The organism is Thioclava sp. GXIMD2076, from assembly GCF_037949795.1.
Taxonomy (GTDB): domain Bacteria; phylum Pseudomonadota; class Alphaproteobacteria; order Rhodobacterales; family Rhodobacteraceae; genus Thioclava; species Thioclava kandeliae.
Window position 1 is genome coordinate 711,243 of record NZ_CP149932.1, and the last position, 25,446, is coordinate 736,688.

22 protein-coding genes and 2 tRNA genes are annotated in these 25,446 nt (G+C 60.0%); 12 read left to right on the forward strand and 12 right to left on the reverse strand.

Annotation, left to right across the window (positions count from 1 at the left end; all coding sequences use genetic code 11):
* Positions 1-268 precede the first annotated feature (268 nt).
* The 8 genes from WDB91_RS03510 to WDB91_RS03545 all read left to right on the forward strand — a co-directional run bounded on the left by WDB91_RS03510 (position 269) and on the right by WDB91_RS03545 (position 5,518).
* A tRNA-Arg gene (locus WDB91_RS03510) sits at positions 269-345 on the forward strand.
* A 302-nt stretch (positions 346-647) separates the two neighbouring features.
* Entirely contained in the window at positions 648-1,877 is a 1,230-nt protein-coding gene (locus tag WDB91_RS03515; protein ID WP_339113780.1) for a helix-turn-helix domain-containing protein, read from the forward strand.
* Between the two features lie 113 nt (positions 1,878-1,990).
* Positions 1,991-2,320 carry a hypothetical protein gene (locus WDB91_RS03520; protein WP_339113781.1) on the forward strand — a complete coding sequence of 110 codons (330 nt, stop codon included), beginning with the start codon at positions 1,991-1,993 and terminating at the stop codon, positions 2,318-2,320.
* A gap of 750 nt (positions 2,321-3,070) precedes the next feature.
* Positions 3,071-3,625 carry a hypothetical protein gene (locus tag WDB91_RS03525; protein ID WP_339113782.1) on the forward strand — a complete coding sequence of 185 codons (555 nt, stop codon included), beginning with the start codon at positions 3,071-3,073 and terminating at the stop codon, positions 3,623-3,625.
* A 6-nt stretch (positions 3,626-3,631) separates the two neighbouring features.
* Positions 3,632-3,868 carry a hypothetical protein gene (locus WDB91_RS03530; protein WP_339113783.1) on the forward strand — a complete coding sequence of 79 codons (237 nt, stop codon included), beginning with the start codon at positions 3,632-3,634 and terminating at the stop codon, positions 3,866-3,868.
* Between the two features lie 22 nt (positions 3,869-3,890).
* Positions 3,891-4,262: a transposase gene (locus tag WDB91_RS03535; RefSeq protein WP_339113784.1), complete on the forward strand. Its 372-nt coding sequence runs from the start codon at positions 3,891-3,893 to the stop codon at positions 4,260-4,262.
* Positions 4,262-4,828 carry a metallophosphoesterase gene (locus WDB91_RS03540; protein ID WP_339113785.1) on the forward strand — a complete coding sequence of 189 codons (567 nt, stop codon included), beginning with the start codon at positions 4,262-4,264 and terminating at the stop codon, positions 4,826-4,828. Before WDB91_RS03535 ends, WDB91_RS03540 begins: the two co-directional genes overlap by 1 nt.
* A gap of 177 nt (positions 4,829-5,005) precedes the next feature.
* Positions 5,006-5,518 carry a GNAT family N-acetyltransferase gene (locus WDB91_RS03545; RefSeq protein WP_339113786.1) on the forward strand — a complete coding sequence of 171 codons (513 nt, stop codon included), beginning with the start codon at positions 5,006-5,008 and terminating at the stop codon, positions 5,516-5,518.
* Between the two features lie 113 nt (positions 5,519-5,631).
* Here WDB91_RS03545 and WDB91_RS03550 read toward each other — a convergent pair whose 3' ends face one another.
* From WDB91_RS03550 to WDB91_RS03560, 3 genes are all read right to left on the reverse strand, one after another.
* Positions 5,632-6,198, reverse strand: coding sequence for a hypothetical protein (locus WDB91_RS03550; protein WP_339113787.1), 567 nt, complete (start codon positions 6,196-6,198; stop codon positions 5,632-5,634).
* A gap of 33 nt (positions 6,199-6,231) precedes the next feature.
* A complete protein-coding gene (locus tag WDB91_RS03555; RefSeq protein ID WP_339113788.1) occupies positions 6,232-8,193 on the reverse strand; it encodes an AAA family ATPase in 1,962 nt (653 codons plus the stop codon).
* A gap of 390 nt (positions 8,194-8,583) precedes the next feature.
* The gene (locus WDB91_RS03560; protein WP_339113789.1) at positions 8,584-9,348 is read right to left on the reverse strand and encodes a helix-turn-helix transcriptional regulator; all 765 of its coding nucleotides are present in this window, start codon (positions 9,346-9,348) and stop codon (positions 8,584-8,586) included.
* A 547-nt stretch (positions 9,349-9,895) separates the two neighbouring features.
* On the opposite strand from WDB91_RS03560, the gene WDB91_RS03565 reads away from it, so the two are divergent.
* Complete coding sequence (locus tag WDB91_RS03565; RefSeq protein WP_339113790.1) at positions 9,896-11,002, forward strand: tyrosine-type recombinase/integrase; 1,107 nt, start codon at positions 9,896-9,898, stop codon at positions 11,000-11,002.
* Between the two features lie 184 nt (positions 11,003-11,186).
* On the opposite strand, the gene WDB91_RS03570 is transcribed toward WDB91_RS03565, so the two are convergent.
* The 6 genes from WDB91_RS03570 to WDB91_RS03595 form a co-directional block, all read right to left on the reverse strand.
* On the reverse strand, positions 11,187-13,976 hold the full coding sequence (locus WDB91_RS03570) for a bifunctional aconitate hydratase 2/2-methylisocitrate dehydratase (protein WP_339113791.1): 2,790 nt from the start codon (positions 13,974-13,976) through the stop codon (positions 11,187-11,189).
* Between the two features lie 348 nt (positions 13,977-14,324).
* A tRNA-Pro gene (locus WDB91_RS03575) sits at positions 14,325-14,401 on the reverse strand.
* 70 nt (positions 14,402-14,471) lie between these two features.
* Positions 14,472-15,464, reverse strand: a complete 993-nt coding sequence (locus WDB91_RS03580) for a DMT family transporter (protein ID WP_339113792.1) — start codon at positions 15,462-15,464, stop codon at positions 14,472-14,474.
* Between the two features lie 179 nt (positions 15,465-15,643).
* The gene (locus tag WDB91_RS03585; protein ID WP_339113793.1) at positions 15,644-15,964 is read right to left on the reverse strand and encodes a DUF6280 family protein; all 321 of its coding nucleotides are present in this window, start codon (positions 15,962-15,964) and stop codon (positions 15,644-15,646) included.
* 316 nt (positions 15,965-16,280) lie between these two features.
* Positions 16,281-17,015, reverse strand: a complete 735-nt coding sequence (locus WDB91_RS03590; RefSeq protein ID WP_339113794.1) for a folate-binding protein — start codon at positions 17,013-17,015, stop codon at positions 16,281-16,283.
* Positions 17,016-17,068: 53 nt separating this feature from the next.
* Positions 17,069-18,811, reverse strand: coding sequence for an ABC transporter ATP-binding protein (locus tag WDB91_RS03595; RefSeq protein WP_339113795.1), 1,743 nt, complete (start codon positions 18,809-18,811; stop codon positions 17,069-17,071).
* 185 nt (positions 18,812-18,996) lie between these two features.
* Between WDB91_RS03595 and WDB91_RS03600 the strand changes: the two genes are divergently transcribed.
* The gene (locus tag WDB91_RS03600; protein WP_339113796.1) at positions 18,997-20,202 is read left to right on the forward strand and encodes an aminotransferase class V-fold PLP-dependent enzyme; all 1,206 of its coding nucleotides are present in this window, start codon (positions 18,997-18,999) and stop codon (positions 20,200-20,202) included.
* A 5-nt stretch (positions 20,203-20,207) separates the two neighbouring features.
* Here the strand turns inward: WDB91_RS03600 and WDB91_RS03605 are convergent, their stop codons facing one another.
* The 3 genes from WDB91_RS03605 to WDB91_RS03615 all read right to left on the reverse strand — a co-directional run bounded on the left by WDB91_RS03605 (position 20,208) and on the right by WDB91_RS03615 (position 22,081).
* A complete protein-coding gene (locus tag WDB91_RS03605; RefSeq protein WP_339113797.1) occupies positions 20,208-20,600 on the reverse strand; it encodes a DUF305 domain-containing protein in 393 nt (130 codons plus the stop codon).
* Positions 20,601-20,695: 95 nt separating this feature from the next.
* Positions 20,696-21,808, reverse strand: coding sequence for a pyridoxal phosphate-dependent aminotransferase (locus tag WDB91_RS03610; RefSeq protein ID WP_339113798.1), 1,113 nt, complete (start codon positions 21,806-21,808; stop codon positions 20,696-20,698).
* A gap of 66 nt (positions 21,809-21,874) precedes the next feature.
* Positions 21,875-22,081, reverse strand: coding sequence for a DUF1674 domain-containing protein (locus WDB91_RS03615; RefSeq protein WP_339114440.1), 207 nt, complete (start codon positions 22,079-22,081; stop codon positions 21,875-21,877).
* Positions 22,082-22,228: 147 nt separating this feature from the next.
* Between WDB91_RS03615 and WDB91_RS03620 the strand changes: the two genes are divergently transcribed.
* Together WDB91_RS03620 and WDB91_RS03625 are read left to right on the forward strand one after the other, a co-directional pair.
* Positions 22,229-23,503 carry a transcription antitermination factor NusB gene (locus WDB91_RS03620; protein ID WP_339113799.1) on the forward strand — a complete coding sequence of 425 codons (1,275 nt, stop codon included), beginning with the start codon at positions 22,229-22,231 and terminating at the stop codon, positions 23,501-23,503.
* Between the two features lie 134 nt (positions 23,504-23,637).
* Positions 23,638-25,434 carry a heparinase II/III family protein gene (locus WDB91_RS03625; RefSeq protein ID WP_339113800.1) on the forward strand — a complete coding sequence of 599 codons (1,797 nt, stop codon included), beginning with the start codon at positions 23,638-23,640 and terminating at the stop codon, positions 25,432-25,434.
* Positions 25,435-25,446: the final 12 nt, after the last annotated feature.

A 25,446-nucleotide genomic window follows, 5' to 3' on the forward strand; every position in this document is an offset into this window, starting at 1 on the left:
ATATTTGTCTTGCGCAAGGGCAACAGCCGCGCTATGTTAGCGATAACAGGAAGGGCGAAGACTCCAAAAGCCCTGACTGATATAGGCAAAACCGCGTGTAGACTCCGATCGCGGGTATGCTGAAGCAAAGAGGAAGCGGTGGGCCAATTCGCTTCCTCTTTTCATTTTTCCCCTACCTGTTCAGCACATCCTGCGAAGACCGCCGTGGAAATAGGCTTGAAACCGGCACCTGTTTCAGGGCATCAAGTCCCTGCCTCAGAACAATCGGGGCCCCGTGGCTCAACTGGATAGAGCAGCCCCCTCCTAAGGGGCAGGTTGCAGGTTCAAATCCTGCCGGGGTCACCACTTTTCAGCTTTACATCAGGCACTTACGATCTGCGCGCGGGCATATCCTGCAGCTTCTTGCAGGATTTTCTGTCGGTTTTCGGTCCCGGATCGAGAGCATCCCGTACAAAACCCGTACAGCCGGACCGGGCTGGCTCTGATTTAGCGGGGAGATGGGCAAAGAAAAACCTCGGTCCGGCGGCAACCGAAACCGAGGCAAATTCAAAAGCAGGCACGAAATTCTGCTTCCCAAAGTATAGCGCATTGAGCCGCCCTGTCACAACGAAAATCCTGTGGCGCGACCTCCCCGATGGGAGGTTCGCATGACGCACGTGTTGACACACCGCGGTCTGCCGGAAGGGATGACCCGATGGGACCTCTACGGTCTCTTGGTGAAGGCGGCGAAGCACTTCGGCCTGACCGATACGACGCTCAAGTACCTGCGCTTCGCGATCTCCCGGACGCAGGACCAGGATTATGCCGCAGGCAGGATCTGCGCCCTGTGGCCCTCGGTCTCGGAAACCGCATCGCAGCTGGAGGCGGACCCGCGCCAGATTGCCCGGGCCGAGGCGCGCTTAGCAGAGCTGGGCTTCATCGTGAAATCCAGTGCAGCACGATGCCGCCGATACGGCGTCAGGTCGGAAAACGTTATCCGCTACGCTTTCGGCATCAACCTCGCTCCGCTCGTGGATCGGGCCCGCGAGATTGAGGCAGCCGCGCGGAAGACTTGCTTCGAGAAGGAAGAGGCCAAGCGTCTGCGCCTTCATATCCACAAGCTCTTGGAGCGGATCCGAACCTCTGGGGACGCTTCCGCCGAAGAGGCCGCAGAAGTGATCCTGCCATCTCGGCGCCCCTCCCGCATCTGGCGCTATGCGCGGCTGAAGGAGATCGCCGATGCGCTGGAAGCATTGATCGAGACGTTCGCCGAAGCGTCTGTGGCAGTGGAAATGTCCGACCGGTGCGACGCGGATGTCGCACCCAGAGAAGGTAGAAAAACAAACTCAAAAAGATGTAGCAGCGGGGAGCCCGAACCCCGGCTGACCCCGGCGCAGTTCTGCATTCTCGCCAGCCCAAGCTTCGAAGATGCGGTTCGGCAGTACGCGCCCCCCGATGCCCCGCCGGATTGGCGCACGATCCCTGCCGCGGCAAAAGATTGGGCGCAGGTACGAGGTATCCCAGTTGGTCTCTGGCAGCGCCAGGTCGACTGCCTCGGTCCGGAGAAAGCGGCCATCTGTCTTCTAGTCGCAGATCGAAATGCAGAGCGGGTCGGCAGTGTGCATCAGGTCGATGACCTTCGCCGCGCGTTCTTGGGCTTGGCGCGCAACACCGCTGCGCGTGGTTCCGCACTTCACGGTTTGATCGGAGAGCTCCAAGGTTTGCGGCGTCAATTGCACGACCGCGCCACCATGCCCGACGCTTCAGGTCATGTGCCGCGGAGTGGTGGTGAGATCGCCTTCCACACGGCAGGCGAGCCACCGCTTCGCAGCCGCCAGCGGCGGCTCCCAGAGGCAACGGGGCAGGTCTTCAGCGAAATGTCAGAGGGGGCCGAGTGATGGTCACGGGACGGAAATCAAGTTCACCCACGTCTTGCGACGCGGGAACAGGCGAGGGGGCTGCGCCCCCTTCGAACCCCCCGGCAGTTTCGGGAGCCAAGTATGCCGAGCAGTTGTCCCGATCGATCACCTTCCGGGTGTCCCAGTTTGAGAAGGACGCATTGGATGACATCGCGCGTCAGGCCCGCCGGCCTCTAGCGGAGCTGCTGAGAGAGGCCCTAGGGATGGTGACGTCCGGCCACCGCACCAACGTCCCCATGGCGCCGCCGGAACTGATACGGGCCGTCGCTCGCCTCGAGGCCGACATGGACGAGGTCACGCGCGTTCTGCGGGCCGCCGAGGCAGATGGCAGCTATCTGGACCGCCTGGCGATCCTGAGCCTGCTTGTCGCCATCGATCGGAAGCTGGGCAAGCTGGCGCACCGGCATTGGAGCTGGCGATGATGGTCAAGTTCTTCGACCATGGTCAGGGCGAGGCCGCTCCTGCGGTGAAGTACCTTATCGAGGAGGTGGTGGTAGACTACGACCAGTACCGACAGCCCAAGCGCGACGCGGCTGGCAGGATCAAGCGTGTGCGCCGCTCGATCTCGCCCGAGGTTCTGAAGGGGCACCCGGAGCGCATGATCGACCTCGTGGATGCTGTGCCGCATCGCTGGCGATACAAGTCCGGGGTGTTGAGCTTTGCCGCCGAGGATGCTCCGACAGAAGCGCAGCAGCGCCAGATGATGGAGGCGTTTGAGGCCTTCGCTTGCCCGGGCCTAACCCATGACAGCTATCGGATGTTGTGGGTTCGCCATCTGCACGCAGGTCGCGTAGAGTTGCATTTCCTTATGCCGCGGATGGAGCTGCGGACGGGAAAGTCCCTCAACATCGCGCCGCCAGGTCACGAGCAGTCGTTCCTGGCTTTCATGGATTTGCACAACCGCCGGCATGGCTGGGCCGATCCCATGGACCCGGCGCGGGCCCGCGACGTGAAGACCATCACAGAAGCGCCAGAACGGGCGCAGACACGAGAAGCGGTCCACGAGTGGGTAAAGGAGCAGGTCAGTCTTGGGGCGATCCTTGACCGCGACACGCTGCTCGAAGCGCTCAAGAGCGTCGGCTTCGCCATCCCACGAGCGGGAGACGATTTCGTGACCGTCGCCGACCCAGACCAGCCAAAGAACAAATGGCGTTTGAGAGGAAGGTATTTCTATGACGACTGGACCGCAGATGCAGCTCAGCCCGCGCATCCGACAGAACATGGAGCAGATGCTGGAGGCTCAGCTCGACTCGCTGCAATCCCAGTTGAAGAGCTCGAACGACGTGTTGCGGAAGACTGCGCAAAGCGCCGCGCGTACAATCTCGGACGATTTGGACAGTCTTCGCGATCTGTCCCGCAAGAGCACCAGGGACCTGATGGACGAGGTGGCGCAGCGAAGGGTCGAAATCGAGAACCTGATGCAGGAGCTGGAGCAGCAGCGCCTGAGGCGCGGCCAGATCGTGACGCTGAGGGCGGTGGCCCTGATCCTGTCGGGGATCGCCCTCGCCGGGTTGATGGCGGCCTTCAGCGCGTTCTTGGGCGCGAAGGCGGCGACACTGCCGCCGCCCGAACCACCGATCCAGCTTATCCCGGAGCAATTGACGGGCAGTCGGACTATCCGTGGTGTCGGCGGCCTGGGACAGGTGATCGTCCTGCCACAAGGACTGTCGCCCGCAAGCTGCCCGATCGGCGCCGGAACGAACCGCATATGCCTGACGATGGAGTGATCCCCGATGACCCTGACACCGCTCGAGAAAGAGTTGCTCGCCTGCGTCGAAGAATTGGAGAAGAGCGTCTCCGCGTGCATGCAGCGGCAACTCGAGCAAGAGAAGGCGCTCGCCGAATTGCGGAGCGAATTGAACGCCTCGTTGTCGACCTTGCACGGCGCCTTGGAGGCCGGGCGCCGGCCGCCGGAACGGACCGAGCCAGAGGAGCGCAAGCGGACGGGATTCATCCGCAGGCGCCCCTGAGGTTTGGTATTAAGCCAGAGCAGTGAAAGACGACGAAAAAATGACAGAAAAAACTTCGCTGCGGAGAGCGGCAAGACCTTCGTATCCGGCCGATACACGAGCACGTGCGGTCCAGGACGTACTGGCTATCCAGAATGATCACCCGTCCCTCTGGGCTGCCGTCTCCGAGGTGGCGTCGCGTGTGGGTTGCGCTCCCAAGACCCTGCTGGAGTGGGTTCAAGAAAGTGGTCTGTTAGAGACCGTTGATCCAGTGCTTCTGTCCAACCGGAAGCGCCTCGCTGCGATGTCGAAGGCCGATCTTGAGCTAGAGAACCAGCGACTGCGCGCCGAGAACGACGTGTTGCGACGGGCCTGCCTGATCTTCGCTCGCGGCCCGGCAGCGGGAGGGTTCTAATGGCGCATTGGTACACGGCGGACCTGCATTTCGGGCATGAGGCTATCATCGGTTTCTGCAAACGTCCGTTCCGCAGCGCCAGCCATATGGACGGCGCGCTGCTGGAGAACCTTTGGTCCAAGGTCGGCCCAGAGGACGATCTATGGATCGTAGGTGATTTTGCCGGGGGAAAGCGATCTGACGATGAGGCCTGGCTACACGGCATCTTTCAGCGGCTGCCAGGTGCGCGGCGTCATCTGGTCATCGGCAACCACGATGGCGCTGCGACGCGCTCGTTGCCTTGGGACAGTATTAGCCATCTCGCGCAAGTGGAGGATGCGCCAAAGGAACCGCCTCTAACCCTCTGCCACTACCCCATGATCACCTGGGAGCACGCCCGGCGCGGCGCGCTCCAGCTCTTTGGTCATGTCCATGAGAATTGGGCAGGGACGAGGAACGCGGTGAACGTTGGGGTAGATGTCTGGGACTATTGTCCGGTGCAATTCGAGGCGATCAGCCGTCGTGCGCGCTGTCTTCCAGTGAATTCACATTGGAAAGACGCCGAGCCGCGGTCTGCCGGCGCCTAGAAGCCTTAGGTTGGTCCAGGCACACCGAGCTCTGGCTGCAGCGCCATCGGCACTGGCGCGTAAGTTGCCAGGTCACGGTGATTGGCTGCTCGCCCTAGTGGGCTAGGAAGCGTGGCTTCCATAAAGCCGTCAGCCGGTCTACTTATCTTCTCAAATCGAATTTCAATCTGAGTCAGCATGATAAAGTACCGAACCCTCATCGGCGCCAATGCCGCACAAGAAGAGATAGATACCTTCGTTGAATTGGTTGCCTCTGGTGGCGCGGTTGATGAAGTGTATGTCCGAATGGGCGTGGTTCGACTGGGTGCTCAGATCGCCTTCGCTGAAGTTGCCGGCCAAACAGTTGGCGTTGCCGCTTTGAAAGTACCATTGCACGAGTACAGAATTGGCCTGCAAGGAACTAATAAAGCAAACTATTCTCTTACAGAGCAAGAATACCCATATGAGCTTGGATACGTATCAGTTTCACCCGAGCATGCGGGCAAAGGTATAGCTAAAGCATTGGTCGCAGAGGTGATGCGTCTCGCAGGTGGAAACGGCATTTTTGCCACAACAAGCCACCCGACGATGAAAGAAGGGATTTTGCCATCCTTCCAATTCGTTCCGGTCGGAAAAACTTGGAAGAACCTATCTGGAGATACCCTGATACTATTGGTTAAGAAGTCACAGAAAGATAACACTGATCAATAATGTCATGCCCTACGTCGATATTCAAAATCGGCGTAGGGGTGCAGTGTTGTCTAGGTGCGTAGTGGTAGTCGCGGTGGTGCATGTCTTTAATCAAGCATCACCTTGAAATACACCTAAAACCACCACTTCTTTCGCGAACCGGACTTGCCAGCCAAGAACGATCGCTCGAGTCTTTTACATGAATTTTTCAGCTTTCTCCGGTTGAGGTAGTTTGGGGCTTTTCCATGAAAGAAGAAGTTCTCCAGAGTTGCGTCAAGATCTTCACGTAATTCGGTGGCATGCCTTTGAATTTTAAGTAGCTGGGGATTGTTTCGATCATTGCGGTAATGCTCGAAGTATAAAGGGGTGCCCTTTAGGTACCAGATCGCATCGAATATGAACGGCAGCGAGTATCTATGACGGATTCTGAGTTCGCTTAGGGCCTCGGCGGCCAACTTCGCCCTACTTAACTTCTCATTGAATACATCATTATTTTTGGATTTTTTTGCCTCAACGCTAAGAGCGACAACTTGGTAAAGGTAGTGGCTTAGGTCCTTCAAATCTTGGCCAATGAAATTTTGCCGCGCAGCAAGAAGAGACATCAAGCGGGTGGCCCTCATGCTTGAAAATGTTGCAATGACAGCCGCTGCGGCGGCAATCACGGCCGCCACCAAAGCGGCTAAGCCTTGATCTATTTGCATAACATTTCCACATGCCAAGTGGTCGTGGACTTCTTAAATATACTCATTGATCCGCTCAATTGCCGATTGGAACGCTTCTAGGGATTTCTGAACCGATTTGCTGTTCTCGTCCAGTAATTCTGGATGGGTCAGAAGATGATAGGCGGGGTCATAGTGGCTAAAGACAGGAACCGTTTCTGGAAGAACGCGAAAGTATGCCTCAGCTTTTTTTACCTGCCGGACTGTATTTTCGTCCGCTTCGATCAATTTCTGTATAGTCAACTTGCTCTTTCCAGTGAGCTCGTAGGTTGCGTTGACTAGATCCACGAAAAACGCGTTGTCGAAGAAGTCTTCAGTATCAGCCTCATCTTGACCTGTTACTTCCGTCGCAAGAACAATGCGCTCACGATCGAGCAGCTCTGACTTGTATAGGTCGTCCAGTTTTCGCCGTTGGCCGCGATCAAAGTCTGTCAAGACTGCAACATTCAAGTTGTTGCCATAGAACAGTTTTACGAACGGAAGGACTTTGTCGATTCCACCCGACGGGCAAATTGCCCATTTGCTATCCAGGTGTGGACGCCCGAGAGATTGCAACTTTTTTGACATCGCCTGAAGATAAAGGATGTCACTGGGGCCTTCGACGAGCAGAGTATTTGGCGAGATGATTAGCCCTTGCGTTACCTCAAAGCCCATTGCCCCGAAAATCGGAAAGTTCGTCTGTGGATCAGTAGTCAAGACGTCAGGGCGAATCTTCGTCCCTTCCGAGTATGGGCGGTCGCGTTTGTCACGTTTGACAACATCTTCGACCGTGCGAACGCTTGCGAGGTTTTCGGCCGGTACCATAAACGGAGAATGTGTGGAAAAAATGATCTGATGTTTGGGCTCCAGCTGCTCTTTAAAGTAGCGCAGGAGGTCCTTCTGGGCGGTTCCGTGCAGGGTCAGCCCAGGTTCATCTAGTAGTACGATGACATTTCCTTGGTGTTTTTTAATCTGTGCAAACTTGACTAGGAAGGAAAAGAACCAGATGAAACCGGCCGACCTCTCGGAGAATGGAACGGTCACGCGGTGTAGGTTATTTTTGACGCGTGCACGGGCGACAGGTCCGTTATTGAACGGTGCCGGGTCTTCTTTCTTTCCTTCATCTAGGCGGACTTCGATCTCGAGTTGGTCGTTCTGCGTCCAATATTCAAAGATCTGATCGGTTATCCTATTAGCAGCTGCCTCACACTTGGCATTCATCTCTTCGAACTTCGTTGCACCCGTAAGTTCGTCCAGTGTTGTGCCAGCGTATTCAAGGAAATCGAGGAAAACTTGATCTCCATCTTTTATGCCGCCATTCTTATTATCATGCGCCAGCTGATTGATGGATATCTCGCCCGCCATGCGGTCATAGTGTGAAAAGTATAGAAATTTCGGAAGTCCAGGTTTGAGCAGATCTATTGCCTTCTTAGCGGCATTCTGATCTCGGTACTTGTGCAAGGCATCCAGAAGTTCTTGCTGGGAATTCGAGCGTTCGTCTAGCTTCGAGAGGCGATCTGCCGCTGCCAATGTCGAATTGCAATCTTTGAGGCTTACGGCCTCGGCTTCTGAAAGATCATATCGAGTGATCAACTTTTCCAAAAGCGTCTTTTGATCAATCGGCACTGTCCAAGTAGTGCTTGTTTCATTGTAAGACTTCCGGATTTTTACCTCATCTCCGTTGACCACATCCTTTCCGAACTCCTCCGCTAAGAGTGCGATATCCGAAGCTTCCAAGTGCCAGGTTGTTTCAACAACCTGTGCGTCTTCACCCTCATGCTTTTCCTCGTAGTCAGCCAAAAACCTACGTGGATAATTTTCTGTTTTATTGTACGCAGTGTATTCCTTGTCCGTCGAGTTTATCCCCTCCAACGCCTTTAGAAATGCCGTTTTTCCAGCCTCGTTTTTTCCGACAAGACAAGTCGACGGACCGATTTCAACCAGATTTGAGTCAAGGATACTGCGATAGTTCTTAACGTGAGCGGAGGTAAGCTGCATTGATCGACCTAGTTGTTACATCGCGGCCACATTATGACCAGAGGCCGGCGGCGCGCAACACAGTATGATACGCGCGCTTCGACAGATCACCGCTATGCTTAGACCTGCACGTGGACTGAGTTTCTGGCGTGACAAGTCCTCAGAATAAAGTCGCCTCCATATAAATCGATCATCTGCGCTCAGTGGTGGCGGGTTGTCTACATTTTTGCTGTCGCTGAACGCACGGCCTGGGCACGATTATGACCATTTGCTTCTAGACCAACTCAAGACTTCCGGGAGAAGCTTGGAAAACTTCCTTTGGTTACGCCTTGGCGTTATGCTGGTCTAAGCGCCTAGTAATTTGGTATTGTTTGTTTATTTTATTGACGGAGTGGCAATCAACGTTCGGGATCACTCGAGGTTTTTCCGCTTCGAGTCTCGCAAACGACGTTCTGCGCGACGCTCTTCCTCATGACGCTCTTGCAAGAGTTCTTCGATGGCATCCAATCCCCAGCCGCCCTCTCGATACCAGCGGTCAAGGTTGGCCCACTCTTCCGCAACGCGCTTGGGGACCGATGTCGTCTCCTCTGCGCCCAGTTCGCTAACCTCACCTGCGATTTCTCGAGCGGGCGCCTCAGCATCAACGGGCAAATAGAGATCGTACTCGGAAAGAAGCGCCATGGCCTCGTTATAGCGATCAATGATCCTATCGCGGGTTTCGGCCCAAATCGGATCGCGGCGGACGTTGAGGAGGTCGTGCATGTCGACGTCTCCACGTGCGAGAATCTGTAGGAGTAGGGAGCTCGGCATGTCGCGCTCTCCACTTTCGTAACCTCGATAGGCTCGTACGGAGCAGCCCAGTTCTTCTGCCATCTGATCTTGAGTGAGCTCGCGACGACCGCGGTATTTGCGAAGCCCTTGGCTGAGACTCATTTCATCTCGCCGGTAGCGGCGTTCAAAGGTTCGGGCCTCTTCAGCTTCCTCATCTCGCGCGCTCTGAGAACGCTCGATCTGCTTTCGCCTGATCCAACCCTTTTGCTGTGCGGACATGCCTGAACGAATCACCAAATTGTCTTGGTTCGGGTCGGGCTTGAACTGGAATGGCATTGAACGTTCCTTCATCAGATCGAAAACCTGCCAGATCTTGCCGCTTTTCACCCCCATGAGAAAACGCAATTATTTCATTTGCTTAACTCATTTTTGTGGGCCATGATCTTAGCAAGAAAGCGGTTTGGAGGCGCAGATGAACAATACATTTGAGAACGCAGTCACGCCAGAGATTTGGTGCGAGCGGCTTCGCTCGCAGGGGGCAGAGGTCTCTGCGCGGGTTTTACGGGCGAAGGCTCGTTCCTGCGGCCACTACTACGCCCTCGGTCGTGTCATGCTGCTATCAGCGGAGCATGTCGAGGCGATCCTGTCCGTCGAAGGAGCCCAGGTGCGCAGAGGTGGGCACGCTATTAGGACTTGGTCCCATGGGAAGTGACTTTGATCAAAAGCGCGATGCAGCCGTTTGCTCGGAGGAGGCCCGATGCGGTTCGGCCATTCTGGACGCTGGTAAGTCCCCTGCAGACTGGGTTTCCTGGTTGCATAAGTACCGCCAGATTAACATCGCAGAGCGAACGTTGCGGGAAAAAGCGAACCGCTTGGGGGCGTGCTTTCGGATCGGCAATGCCATGATCATCACGCCCGACCAGATCGATCAAATTCTGACGGAGGATTGGAAGTGCCGCTCGAACCGTACCTCAGGGGCAAGGTCTATTGGGTCAAAGGCTGGATCGAATACAACAGCCGCCCGATCGCCGGTCCATATCGACAAAGCACGAGATCGACTTCGGAAGCTGGCGCACGGGACTGGATAAGTGAAGAGACCGAGCTGCAGATCCGCAAGCACATCGTTGGCGAGGAGCGGGCACTTCGTTTCGCGGATGCAACCGAACTCTACCAGCCTGACAGAAGAAGCGCGCGCCAGTTAATACCGATCCTCGATGAGATCGGCAGTTTGCCTCTCGCGGAAATTACCGGGCGCCTGCTGAAGAACCTCGGTCCGAAGCTACGCCCGAATGCGTCCACGGATACTTGGTGGCGGGAAATCGTGACGCCAGCACGGGCGGTCATCAACAATGCCCACGAGCTGAAGGGGACCCTTTTGATCCGAGTGCGTCCTTACAGTCAGTTCGAGCGCAATGCCCAAGATAAGCGGCGCGGCAAGACCAGCCGGGTGGAGAGAGTTCCAGCGACTCGCGCCTGGATAGATGCCTTCTGTGCCAAAGCCGATCCTTACAATGCGGCCATGGCTCGCTTTATGTTCGAAACAGCCGCCAGGATCGATCAAGCCGTTTCTCTGACGCCCGACGATCTACGTTCGGAGGAATGCAAGGTCCGTGTGAAAGCGCAGAAGGGGCATCCGGAAAGCTGGATCACAGTCTCACAGGAAATGATGGATGAGTTGCAGCAGCTGCGCCCCAAGCGCCCCCGCAATCGCCGGACTGGGGCGATTTTGCCGCCGCGAATATTCGGATACGCCAGCTCGACTGGCTACAATAGCCGCTGGAAGACGATCTGTAGCCGCGCTGACATTCCTTACCTATCGGCCCATGCCGCAGGGAGGCATGGATTCTTCACCGAGCTGGTGATCCGTCAGGGCGTGGATCCTGTGACGGCCGCGCAGGCAGGCCGGTGGTCCGATGCCAATCTGCCGATGCGCATCTACGCTCATCCGGAGAGTAAGGAGGCCGACATTCGGGCGCGTTTTCGTACACAGCCTGTACAGACGGGCTTTCCGGAAAATGATAACCTACAGAAAGAAAAAGGAGAAATGGGCAATGGATAACACCCTCCTAAGGGGCAGGTTACAGGTTCAAATCCTGTCGGGGTCACCAACTTCCCTCCTCCTCACACTCATCCCATCACGCCGCTTCACCGCGATCGCCTTACGATGGCTATTGATCGCGCATGTAAAAAGGGCGGAGCCGTAGCTCCGCCCTTTCACACAATCCGTTCCCGAAGGTCCGGCCTTAGAAATGGACCGATTTCGCATCGGCCGGTTTTTCCAGCGGCGGCGCGAATTTGGTCAGGTCGATACCTTCGACGGCTTTCTTGTATTCGTCGAGAGTGGGCGTGCGGCCAAGGATTGCCGACAGAACCACGACAGGGGTCGATGCCAGAAGCGACTCGCCCTTCTTCTCGGCGCTGTCTTCCACGACACGACCCTGGAACAGGCGGGTCGAGGTAGCCAGAACAGTATCACCTTTCGCGGCTTTCTCCTGGTTGCCCATGCAGAGGTTACAGCCGGGGCGCTCGAGATACATGATATTCTCGTATTCCTTGCGCGCTTCGGCTTTCGGGAAGAGATCGTCGAACTCGAAGCCCGAATATTTCTGCAGGATATCCCAGTCACCTTCGGCTTTCAGCTCGTCGATGATGTTATAGGTCGGCGCGGCCACCACGAGAGGGGCATTGAACTCGACCTTGCCCTTTTCCTTCTCGAGGTTCTTGAGCATCTGCGCCACGATCTTCATATCGCCCTTATGCACCATGCACGAGCCGACAAAGCCCAGATCGACCTTTTTCTCGGCACCGTAATAGGAGACCGGACGGATAGTGTCGTGGGTGTAGCGGCGCGAGACATCGGCGTTGTTCACATCGGGGTCGGCGATCATCGGCTCGTCGATCAGGTCCAGATCCACGACGACTTCCGCGAAATATTTCGCATTGGCGTCGGGTTTCAGGGCCGGTTTCGCGCCCGACTGGATCTCGGCGATACGCTTATCGGCCTTGTCGATCAGACCTTGCAGGGTCTTGGCCTCGTTATCCATGCCCTTGTTGATCATGACCTGGATGCGCGATTTCGCCAGTTCCAGCGAGCCGATCAGCACGTCATCGTTGGAGATACAGATCGAGGCTTTCGCCTTCATCTCTGCCGTCCAGTCGGTGAAGGTGAAGGCCTGGTCGGCCAGAAGCGTGCCGATATGCACTTCGATGATGCGGCCCTGGAAGACGTTATCGCCGAATTGCTGGAGCATCTGCGCCTGGGTGGCGTGCACCACATCGCGGAAGTCCATGTAATCTTTCATCTGGCCCTTGAAGGTCACCTTGACCGATTCAGGGATCGGCATGGTGGCTTCGCCGGTGGCCAGCGCCAGCGCCACAGTGCCCGAATCCGCCCCGAAGGCCACGCCTTTGGACATACGGGTGTGGCTGTCGCCGCCGACGATGATATCCCAGTCGCTGACGGTGATGTCGTTCAGCACTTTATGGATAACGTCGGTCATGGCGTGGTATTCGCCTTTGGGGTCACGCGCGGTGACAACGCCGAAGTTGTTCATGAAGGACATGAGCTTCGGAATGTTGGCTTGCGCTTTTTTATCCCAGACAGACGCAGTGTGGCAGCCCGACTGATAGGCGCCATCCACAACCGGCGAGATCACGGTCGCGGCCATCGATTCCAGTTCCTGCGCGGTCATCAGGCCGGTGGTGTCTTGCGAACCAACGATATTGACCTTCACGCGCACATCCGAACCGGCATGCAGGGTCTTGCCCTTTTCCACACCCACGGCATTGGCGTTGAAGATTTTTTCCACAGCCGTCAGGCCCTGCCCCTCGATCGAGACTTCTTTCGAGGGCGCGAAGACCGGAGCCGCCTCAACGCCCAGCGTTTCTGCCGCAAACGTCTGTAGCTTCTTACCGAAGACCACAGCATAGGAGCTGCCCGCCTTCATGAACTCGACCTTCGGCGCGGTGAAGGCGGAGGACACATCCACCAGCTCTTCGCCATCCTCGCTCAGCAGCTTTTTGGCCTTGGTATCGATTTTCAGAACAGTGCCGGTGGCGACCGAGTATTTCTGTTCCAGAACGGGGTTGCCCTCGTTGTTCAGAACCGGCTTGCCATCGGCGTCGGTTTTCTTGACCCAGTTCTTCAGGTCGAGGCCGATCCCGCCGGTCACGCCAACGGTGGTCAGGAAGATCGGCGAGATGCCGTTGGTGCCGGCAACAACCGGCGCGTAGTTCACGAAGGGAACGTAGGGCGAGGTCGGCTTACCGGTCCACAGCGCCACGTTGTTGACGCCCGACATACGCGAGGAGCCCACACCCATGGTGCCCTTTTCCGCGATCAGCATGACGCGCTTGTCGGGGTGCTGAAGCTTGAGCGCCTCGATCTCCTTCTGCGCGGTCTCCGAGATCATGCACTTGCCGTGCAGCTCGCGGTCCGAGCGCGAATGCGCCTGATTGCCCGGCGACAGAAGGTCGGTCGAAATATCGCCTTCGGCGGCGATATAGGTGACGAGCTTCACTTCTTCCTCGATATCGGGGAGCTTGGTGAAAAACTCGGCTTTGGCATAGCTTTCCAGAACATCCTTGGCAACGGTGTTACCCGCCTTATAGGCACCGGCCAGCCGCGCCATATCGGCATCATAGAGGAAGACCTGCGTCTTCAGGACCTCGCCCGCTTTGGCGGCAATGTCGGCATCCGCGCCAAGCGCCAGATCCAGCAGCACTTCCATCGACGGGCCGCCCTTCATGTGCGACAGTAGCTCGAAAGCGAAATCGGGGGTGATCTCGGCGACTTTGGCCTCGCCCAGAATGATTTCCTTGAGGAACTTCGCCTTTACACCCGCAGCCGGCGTCGTGCCCGGCAAGGTGTTGTAGATGAAGAACTTCAGCGAGTCTTCGCGGTAGGCGTTGCCCTCGTCCTTGATCTGCTCGATCAGCTCCGCCACCAGTGCACCATCGTCGATGGGCTTGGGGTGCAGGCCTTCGCCTTTACGGGTTTCGATCTCGGTTAGGTAGTCTGTGTACAAGCTCATGACGGTCCCTAGATGTCGCTATCGTTTCACGCTTGAACGCTGGCCGCTAAACACCTGCCGAGTCGCCACAAGCCTTTAGTATGCCGATGTATACCAAGCAAGTTTGAGTTACAAGGTGGCAGTTGCTACGCCACACACTATCCTGAAGAGGTTTACAGTTTTTCTGCAAGCCATCCTAGCGCAATGCCTGCGCAATCTGAATCAAGATAAAAGGAAGCGGAAAGCCAATCCGGCCGACGCCCGAAAAGCGGGCGCTGACAACCGGCCCGAGGCGTAAAATATCCAAGTGCCCATGCGGACCCGACATAGCTTAGGAAGACGCCAACAACTGATGGATATTCGGGAAAATGGTCGGAGCGAGAGGATTCGAACCTCCGACCCCCTGCTCCCGAAGCAGGTGCGCTACCAGGCTGCGCTACGCTCCGACCGTGGGCGGGGATGTATCGCTCTGCCCAAGCAAGATCAAGAGGAAATCGTGCCCGGAACCCATTTTGTTTAACGCACCCGCGCGGAGCGCTCCGTCAGCGGGATGGAGGACCGTTTCAGGATACGCCCGAAGAGCGAGGAGCGCGGCGCGTAGGGCATCTCGAGGCGGTGACGGGTGTTGGTGATCGGCTTGTTCTCGGAAGTGCCCGAGGACTTCTCGCGCAGCACCATATAGACGCCCGAGGCAATGACGACGCCCGCCCCGATGATCGTTGCAGCATCCACGCCCTCGCCGAAGAAGAGATAACCGAAGATAACAGCCCAGATGATCTGGCTATATTGCATGGGAGCCACAATGACCGCCTCGCCCTCGCGGTAGGCGAGAATGGTAATGAAGCTCGCGATCAGCCCGAAGAGGGCGATCAGGCCCATCAGGGCGAATTCGCTGATCTCCATCGGCACATAGACGAAGGGAAGGGCCGCGCCCATCGCGAGGAAATTGCCCATCATCGGATAGATGAGCAGCACGATAGACCGCTCTTCCGAGCCCACTTTGCGCACGATGACCGAGGCCATGGCCGTGCAGAAGGAGGCCACGACCGCCGCCAGATGCCCCAGCTCCAGATCCGACTGTCCGGGGCGCACCACAATGAGCACCCCCAGAAGCCCCACCCCGATGGCCGCCCAGCGGCGCAGACGCACCGTCTCGCCCAGCATCGGGATCGACAGGATCGTCACCAGAAGCGGTGTGGCAAAGAGGATCGGGTAGACCTGCGCCAATGGCAGAGTGGAGAAGGCATAGAAGGCCGCCACACCCGCGACGATCATGCAGACGGAGCGCAGAACAACCCAGCCCGGATAGAGCGGGCGCAAGTGCCCCGCCTTCTTGTCCGAAAGCATGATGAAGGAAATGATCGGAAAGCTCAGAAGGGCGGCGACGAAGACGATCTGAATGGCCGAAAACTTCCCGCCCAGCCCCTTCACAATCGCATCATGCGACGCATAGATCGCCATGGCCAGAAGACCGTATAGCGCGCCTTTCAGATTGGATTTTTCCGACATTCCACCCCCCTCGTGTTCCTCAGGGACAGGCTAGCGGGCCTCGGGCACGTTTCAAGCGTCAAATCGCGATCCGTGGCGTTTTAAGCAGATTGGGCCCACGGAAAGACAAAAGACCCCGGCGTCTGAACCGCCGGGGTCTTTTGGGGTAGGATCAATGGGCCGGCTGACCGGCCCGCAGATCATGCAGCTTCGGCTTCTTCCGCTGCCATACGGCGTTCGCTTTCCTCGCGCGACAGCGCCACCGAGGTGCGAATACCTTTGGAAACAAATTCCATCAGGCCGCCAACAACCCGCTCATTTGGGTCGATACCGGCACAGGACAGAACCTCGCGGCCATCGCGCGAGCGTGCCCAACGAGCGATCTGCTCAGGGCCGTTTCCGTATTTCTTGTCGTCGGCAATCGCATCATCCAGAGCCGCCAGAACGACGGCAGCAAACAGCTTCCGTGCGCGTTGACCTTGTTCATAGTTGAATGCGGAGCCATCCACGAAATCGCGCATTATTCCGTCCTTGTATTATTGCTCTTGCGTTTCCGGGCGTGACGGTCATGTAGGCCGCTTAGCATACGATTCGATATGCCCTTCAAATCATACCTGACATGCATAAAGCGAATACCTTGAATTCGCCCGTATGAATAGTGTAGAATTTTAGCTACGCGACACAACATCTAGTAGTTTTGATAAGTATGGTCACATTAGGGCAGGCGTTAACCATTTAACTTTCACCTGTGCCCCGAACACAACGCCCCCATCTCACAGATAAGTGAGGGTGATATTTCCGGGGATTCCGGTCCTGCTCCGGCCAGATAGTCCCGTTTCAGGAATATCGGACCACCGCATCGCCCGCCTGCATCGCCTCGCCCGCGCGATCAAAGCGCAGATAGGCGATTCCCTTCCCGCCCGCCTGCGTGAAAAGCGTGCCCGCAGGTTTCTCGCCCGCGCGGATCTCGGTGCCCGGTGCAGCCGCGCCGGTCACCTCCACACAGACCAGCCCCTTACGCAACTCGGTCTTGTGCTTCATCCGCGCGGTGACCTCCTGCCCCACATAGCACCCCTTGCGGAAATCGACGCCATGCAGGCGCTCGAAACCGGCCTCGAGGATAAAGGTATCGGGCGTCAGCTCGATCCCCGTCTCGGGGATGCAATGCGCGACACGGATCGCGTCGAAATCGCTGCCATCATCGCCGCCCGCCTCGCCATAAAGCCGCCAGCCAAGCGCGGGATGGCGCGGGTCCATGACCGCCCCCTCGGGCGCGGGGGTGGAGGTGCCGCGATAGACCTCCAGATCCGTTTCCTCGATCTCGGCCTTGGCGCGCAGTTTATACATCGCAAGCCGGCGCATCGTGGCGGGCGCGATACTGGTATCGATATCCAGCAGGATCGCATCATTCCACGGCACCAGCAGGAAATCGGCCAGATACTTGCCCTGCGGCGACAGCAGCGCCGCATAGACCGGTCCGTCCTTCAGGCGGGACACGTCATTGCTGACCAGACCTTGCAGGAAATGTTCGCGCTCGGGACCACTGATCTTGTAGATGCTACGCTGGCTCATGATGCTCTCCTTTGTGCCCGATATAGGCGCGCGGGGCGCCTGCGTCCATGCTCTCACTCGACGAGCTGCATGGCGCATAGCTCGGCATAGGTGCCGCCCCGCGCCAGAAGCTCGTCATGGGTGCCCTCGTCCTCGACGCGCCCCTCACGGATCACGACGATCTTGTCGGCATTGCGCACCGTCGAGAGCCTGTGCGCGATCACCAGCGTCGTGCGCCCCACCGACAGCTTGTCCAGCGCCTCGGAGACCCGTTTCTCCGATGCGGTATCGAGCGCCGAGGTCGCCTCGTCCAGAAGCAGGATCGGCGCATCGCGCAGGATCGCACGCGCGATCGCCACCCGCTGGCGCTGCCCGCCGGACAGCGCCGAGCCACGCGGCCCCGCAGGCGTATCGATACCTTCGGGCAGATCGCGGGTGAACTCCGTCACATAGGCCCCGTCCAGCGCCTGGCTCAAACGGTCCTCGGGGATATTCTGCCCCAGAACCACATTTTCGCGGATGGTCTCGTCGAAGAGCGCCGCATCCTGTGCCACCGTCGAGAACTTCTGCCGCAGCGCGCCCAGATCCAGCGTGCGGATATCGGCGCCGCCCAGCATGATCGTGCCGCCATCGGCATCCAGAAGCCGCGTCAGGAGCGCGAAGACGGTGCTCTTGCCTGCCCCCGACGGACCGACCAGCGCCGTGGTCTGCCCCTCTTTCGCGGTAAAGCTCAGCCCGTGCAGCACCTGCGTCGTCCCATAGGACAGGGTCACATCGTCCAGCACCATATCCAGCGCCTCGGGCATGGGTTCGGGTGCCGTCGGCGTGGCCACATGAGGCTGTAGGTCAAACAGGGTATAGACCCGCTCGAGGCTCGCCGCCGCCGTTTGCCATGCGCCGGTCCCCGCCGCCAGACGGCGGATCGGCTGGAAGGTCAGCGTCATCGCGGTGAAAAACGACATGAACTCGCCCACGGTCCGTTGACCCGACAGGATGCCATGCCCCGCCACCACCAGCACGGCGAAGAACCCCAGCCCCGTCACGATATCCACCATTGCGGGGATCAGCGCCTTGATGGCGGCCATCTTGATCTGCTGGCCCATGATCAGGTTCACCAACTCGCGGAACCGTCCCGTCTGCTGGTCCTCGATCCGGTTCAGCTTTACCGCATTGATCCCGTGGAACATCTCGTCCAGCCGCGTTGCACGCTGGCTCGAACTGTCACGCATCTGCATGGATTTACGCCGCACATAGCGCTGCGCCATCACCGCGGGCGCGACCAGCAGCGGGAAGCCCACCATCGCGACCAGCGTCCACACCACATCCACATTGAGCGCAACAACCATGAGCCCGACAAGCGAGATCGCATCGCGCCCCGCGCCGGTGATGAAGGCCTTCCAGATGTCCTGCACCGCCCGTGTATCGCCTTGGATACGCTCGATCAGCGCACCGGGCGGATTGACCTGATAGAAGGACTGGTCGAGCCGCAGAACATGCGCCACCAGATCGACCTGCATCGCGGTGGAGGTGGATTGCGAGATCTTGGTCATGATCGTCTTCGAGGCGATCGAGGTAACAGCCCGCACGAGGAAAAGCGCGAAGACCGCGCCCCCCGCCCAGTAGATCAGGCCGGGCTGTTCGCCGGAGAACACCTTGTCGAAGAGAGGCTGCAACAGCCAGCTGAGCGCACCCAGCGTCGAGCCTTCGATGACCATCAGAACCAGCGCGATCGCCATCCAGCCCGTATGGGAGCGCAGATATTCACGCCAGATCCGGCCAACCATATGGCGCGATGTATAGATATTGGGCTTGGCCATTTGGGCTCCTGCGCGAGAGGCTTTGTGGCGCGGTTCTACCCCAGTGCTCGGGGGTCCTGCAAGTTCGCCTCCCTATTAGGCAGTTTTGCACCGCAAGCGATCGGAGTTTTGTATGCTCACATTCGCACGGATTGACCCCGCCGGATCGGTTTCCTACCGATAGGCCAACAAAAGGGAGACACCCGATGAGCCTTGCAAACGGCCGCACCTACCTTGCCATTCCCGGCCCCTCCGCCATGCCCGACCGCGTCCTGCGCGCCATGCACCGGGCTGCCCCCAATATCTACGAGGGCGAGATCGAGGTGCTGGCCGCAGATCTTGTGCGTGATCTCAAGAAGGTCGCGCTGACCCAATACCATTGCGGGATCTATATCTCGAACGGCCACGGGCTGTGGGAAGCGGTAAATACCAATCTCTTCTCGCGCGGGGATACGGCACTGGTGATGGCGACAGGCCGGTTCGGCCATGGCTGGGCCGATTATGCGCGCCGGATGGGAATCAATGTCGAGGTGCTGGATTTCGGCCTGAAGGCGCCCGCCGATGCAGGCCAGCTCGAAGCCGCGCTGCGTGCCGATACGGATCACAAGATCAAGGCCGTCTTCGTCACCCATATGGATACCGCCACCTCGATCCGCAACGACATCCCCGCGATGCGCGCGGCGATCGATGCGGCAGGCCATCCCGCCCTTCTGGCCGTGGACTGCATCGCCTCGCTTGCCTGCGACGAATTCCGCATGGATGACTGGGGCGTGGATATCATGATCTCCGCCAGCCAGAAGGGGCTGATGGTCCCGCCCGGTCTCGGCTTCCTCTTCGCCTCCGACAAAGCGGTCGAGGCGGGAAAATCGGCGGATCTGCGCACTCCCTACTGGGACTGGACACCGCGCCTCTTCCCGAAATTCGTCTACGAGTATTTCGGGGGCACCTCGCCAACCCACCATATGTTCGGGCTGCGCGAGAGCCTCGATATGATCGCCGAGGAAGGGCTGGAGAACGTCTGGGCGCGGCATGCGGCCCTGTCGGAAGCGCTCTGGGCGGCGTTCGACGCGTGGTCGGCGGGCGGGCATGATATCGCGCTCAACGTGGCGGACCCGTCCCTGCGCAGCCATTCGGTGACGGCGGCGCGCTTCGGCGGAGGCAATGCCCAACGCCTGCGCAAATGGCTGGAGAATGAGGCCGGTGTGACCTTGGGGATCGGGCTTGGCATGGCAGAGCCAGGCACGCCCGAGATCGACAGCTTCCTGCGGGTCGCCCATATGGGCCATGTGAACACGCATATGGTGCTGGGGGTGATCGCCTCGATGGAAGCAGGGCTACAGGCCCTCGATATTCCGCACGGGACAGGCGGTGTGGCAGCGGCGGCGGCAGTCATCGCCCGCCATAGCCGCTAAGCGGCTTATTTGTTCTCGGCTTGGCGGCTATTGGCCGCCATCCAGCTCTGCAGCCATGCCAGATCGGCCTGCTGGTCCTTGATCATCTGCCCCGCCCGCTGACGCACGGCGGGATCCTCGCCATAGTCGCGCACGACCTCGGCCATCGCGATCTCGCTTTTCTTCTGCGGGATCATCTGGCGGACGAAATCCAGATCGACATTCCCACTAAACCCTTGTGGCTGGTTGCGCACCATGCGGGCACGCGCCTGCTGGAAGGCGGCTGTCGCAGGCGAGGCGTCAGCCGTGGCCATCGCCGCCTGCGAGATCTGTGGATAGGTTGCGTCCCCGGCATAGGCCCCGAAGGACAAGGCAAAGGCCAAGGGGCTCAGGAGCGCGACTGTGTGGATACGGCTCATTTCGGATCTCCCTTCTCGGTTCATCCGAATGTGGGCCCGAACCCGCGCCGGCACAAATCACTGCTCGGCGAGAGCGTCGTGACGTAAAGCCCGTGTTACAGCGCCGATGCCGCCCGCTCCAGCGCGCCGGGAAGAGCCTTGGCCAGCAGATCCAGCTCGGCATCCGGCCCGCAGGAAATGCGGATACAGCGATCCTGAGGCGCCACACCCGGCATCCGCACGAACACATCGGCCTTGGCCAATTCTGCAAGCACCGCACGGGCATAGGCCCCGTCGCGCCCGCAATCAATGGCCACGAAATTGGTGGCCGACGGCAGCGCGACCAGCCCGTTCAGGGCGGCGATCTCCGCAATCCGGTCCCGCGCGCCACCGATCAGGCGTTTCATGAAGGCCGACCATGTGGTGTCATTCAGCGCCGCCAAGGCACCCGCTTGGGCGATCCGGTTCACGCCGAAATGATTGCGGATCTTCTCGAATTGCGCGATCAGCGGCTCTGCGCCCATCGCATAACCGATCCGCGCGCCTGCCAGCCCGTAATGTTTGGAGAATGTCCGCATACGGATCACCCGCAGATCTTCAACCGCGACCTGCGGGACGGCCTCATCGGGGGCCATCTCGATATAGGCCTCGTCGAGCACCAGAAGGCAGCCCTCGGGGATCTCTTCGATCATCGCCTCGATGGCGGCACCCGTATTCCATGTGCCCATCGGATTATCGGGATTGGCGATGTAGATGAGCTTCGCGCCCACCTCACGCGCCTTGGCAACCAGCGCCTGCGGGTCTTCGTGATCGTCCTTGTAGGGCACTTTATGCAGCACACCGCCAAAGCCTTCGACATGGAAATTGAACGTCGGATAAGCGCCCGCCGAGGTCACCACGGCATCGCCCGCCTCGATGATCAGCCGCACGAGGCTGCCCAGAAGCCCGTCCACACCCTCGCCCACCACAATGGTTGTCTCGGGGCGGTCATGATGGGCGGCCAGCGCCTGACGCAGCTCGAGGCTGGTGCTATCGCCATATTTCCAGACCTCGCCTGCCTCTGCGGCCATTGCCGCAATCGCCCGCGGAGACGGGCCGAAGCCATTCTCATTCGCGCCAAGACGGGCGGCAAAGGGTGCGCCACGCTCGCGTTCAAGCGTTTCGGGGCCCACAAAAGGCACCGAGGCAGGCAGGGAAGAGACGATGCGGGTATAGCGAGGATGTGTCATGCACAAATGGCTAGCAGTTTGGCGGGCAAGCGCAAGCCCCGCCGGACGTGCCACATCGGAACCGGATCAGAAATCGACCGCGATCCCCTTCTTCTCCCAATCGCCATACCGCACGGGTTCGGGACCGTCGCGCCCACCCAGTTCGGTCGGCAGCGCCTCGCCCTTGGCCAGACGCCGGCGCTCTTCGGCCTCGGCCAGCGCACGCTGCGCGGCGGGCGGCAGGTCGGGCTGGGGCATGGGCGGCGGCGGGGTGGGCATATCCGGTTCCGGCATCGGCGGGGTCGTGGGCGGCAGATCGGGCTTGGGCGCGGTGGGCGGAGTGACGTCGTCTGTCATGGGGCACCTCCTGTCATGAGAGTTGTCTTAGGGACGCATCTGATATAGGCCGCGAAATCGATCCTCACAAGCCGGAGGCCAGCCATGGCAAAACCCGATCCTGCCCGTCGCGCGGCCCTTGGCCTGATTGTTGGTGTATTAGAAGACCATCTGTCGCTGGCCGACCAGATCGCGATGGACGCGCTCGATGGGCTCAGCCCCGGCGAGAAAGCCCGCGCCCAAAGGCTCGCCACCTCGACCCTGCGCCACATGGAACGGGCCGACAAGATGCTCAAGCCCTTCCTGCGCCGCAAGCCCACCCCCGACATCATGGCGCTCTTACGTCTGGCAACGGTGGAACTCTGTGCCGAAGGGGGCGCCGCGCATGGAGTGGTCGATGCGGCCGTCACGCTGTGCAAATCGGGCGGCAAGCGCACCGACAGCTTCGCGGGGCTGGTAAACGCAGTGCTGCGCAAGGTGGCCGAGGATACAGCACGCTGGGAGACCCTGCCCTATGGCCAGCTGCCGGGCTGGCTGCGCGGGCGGCTCATGTCGTCCTATGGCAAGGTCGCGGTGCAGAAGATGGAAGAGGCCCATCAGCGCCCCGCCCCTGTGGATATCTCCGTGAAGGAAAACCCCGCCGACTGGGCCGAGCGGCTGGAGGGCGAGGTCCTGCCCACGGGCTCGGTGCGTCTGCATCAGCCCGGCCAGATCCGCGACCTGCCCGGCTTTGCGGAAGGGGACTGGTGGGTGCAGGATGCAGCCGCCTCTCTCGCCGCCAAGGCTCTCGCGCCCAGCGCAGGGATGCGCGTTCTCGATTTGTGCGCAGCGCCGGGCGGTAAGACCATGCAGCTTGCGGCAATGGGGGCGGAGGTAACCGCGCTCGATCTGTCCGAACGCCGGTTGCAGCGCCTGCACGAGAACCTCGAGCGGTGCAAACTGACGGCCACCGTGATCGCCGCCGATGCGCTGGGCTGGGAGCCCGAGGCGCCCTTCGATGCGATCCTGCTTGATGCCCCATGCTCGGCCACCGGCACCATCCGCCGCCATCCTGAGCTTCCCGCCATCAAGGACAGCACCTCGATCAAGGGGCTTTTCGCGCTGCAGGAAGAGATCCTCGAACGGGCGATGGGCTGGCTCGCGCCAGAAGGCCGCCTGACCTATGTGACCTGCTCGCTTCTGCCCGAAGAGGGCGAGACCCAGATCCGCCGCGCGCTGGAGCGCCATCCCGACTGGGAGGTGGTGCCCGTGACCATCGACGGCATTGACCCCGCATGGATCACCGAGGAAGGCGGGTTGCGCCTGCGTCCCGATTACTGGGCCGACAAGGGCGGGATGGACGGGTTCTACATTGCCACCCTCCGGCGGCGGCCGCAATAACAGGCATCATCACGCCCACCTCCGGCGTCAGGCGGGCGTGATACTCTTGGCACAGCGTGCCGCGCGGCGCATACTCGCGCATATTGCCTCCGAACGGCGCCATATTCAGCCAATCCAGATCGAGCGACAGCACCTTGGCCAAGAGCACTTCCCGTCCCCGCACAAAGCCATCCTCCTCTTCCGTTCCGCGCGGGCAGAAACGGGCGCGCCTCGGGCAGACGCTGAACGCGCTGGCCGCACGTCGCGCCGCGCGCGGGGCGGCGGCCACCGGCTTCACCTCGCAGCCCGAGCCCCGCACCATCGGCTCGCTCGCACGCGGACGCCAGCTGATCGGCGGGAATTTCCTGCTGGCAGGGTTCCTGATCGAGAGGCGCGACCGCAGCCCATGGGATCTGGCCATGCCCGATCCGGCCTTCGAGGAAGAGCTGCACGGCTTCGGCTGGCTGGATGATCTGGCCGCCGTGGGCGATCGCACCGCACGCGCACGGGCGCAGGACTGGGTCTTTGGCTGGATCGACCGCTATGGCCGTGGCACCGGCGCGGGCTGGCAACCCGACCTCACTGGCCGCCGCGTCATCCGCTGGATCAATAACGCGCTGATGATCCTTCATGCGCAGGACAAACCCAAGGCCGATGCGTTCTTTGCCGCTCTGGGCGCGCAGACGACCTATCTGGCCAAGCGCTGGAAAGCCGCACCTCCCGGATTACCGCGTTTCGAGGCACTGACGGGACTGATCTATGCCTCGCTCTCGCTGACCGGCATGCAGGGCCATAGTGCGCAGGCGCTTGCAGGGCTGGCTGCTGAATGCGCCACCCAGATCGACATCGAAGGCGGGATCGCCACGCGCAACCCCGAAGAGCTGCTGGAGGTGCTGACGCTGCTCAACTGGGCGAAGGCCGCGATCGAGACGACCGGCGGCACCCCCTCCGCCCCCCATCTGTCGGCCATCGAGCGGATCACCCCCACCCTGCGCGCGCTGCGCCATGCCGATGGCGGGCTGGCGCGCTTCCATGGCGGCGAGGCGGGTCTGCCCGACCGGATCGACCAGACCCTTGTGGAAACCGGCCTGCGACAGGGGCCGACCGGCAACCTCGCAATGGGATTTGCGCGCCTGCATGGCGGCGGCACGACGCTGATCATGGATGCCGACAAGCCGCCCAAGGGCCCCGCCTCCAGCGATGCCCATGCCTCGACACTGGCCTTCGAGCTGACCTCGCGGCGCAGGCCCATCATCGTCAATTGCGGCTCGGGCGCACAATTCGGGCGCGACTGGCACCGTGCGGGGCGGGCGACCCCCAGCCATTCGACACTGGCGCTTGTGGAGTATTCCTCCTCGCGCCTCGGCCCCGAGCGCAGCTTCGGGCGCAGCCCGCATCACTGGCTCGAAGAGACCCCCGAGCTGGTCTGGGCCGTGCGCGACGAGGATAGCGGCCAGAGCTGGACCGCAGGCCATGACGGCTATAGCCCTACCCACGGGCTGACCCATCTGCGCAGGCTCTCGCTCTCGACCGATGGCAAATTGCTCGAGGGGCTCGACTCGCTCAGCTCGGCCACACCGCAGGGGCAAAAGCGCCTGCTGACCATTCTCGAGCGCGAGGGGCTGCACGGCATCCCCTACCAGATCCGCTTCCACCTGCATCCAGATGCGGATGCCACGCTGGATATGGGCGGTCATGCGGTTTCCGTCGTGCTGAAATCGGGCGAAATCTGGGTGTTCCGCCACGACGAACAGCTCGAACTGGCGCTCGAGCCCTCCGTTTTTCTTGAAAAAGGGCGGCTGAGGCCCCGCGCGACGCAGCAGATCGTGCTTTCAGGCCGTCTTTTGGACGAAAAATGTCAGATTAGCTGGACCTTCACGAAGGCACAGGATAGGTCGGCGGGCATACGCGACCTGCAATCTGGTGCGGATCGCGACGATTCCGACACCTGATCCAAGGAAGCT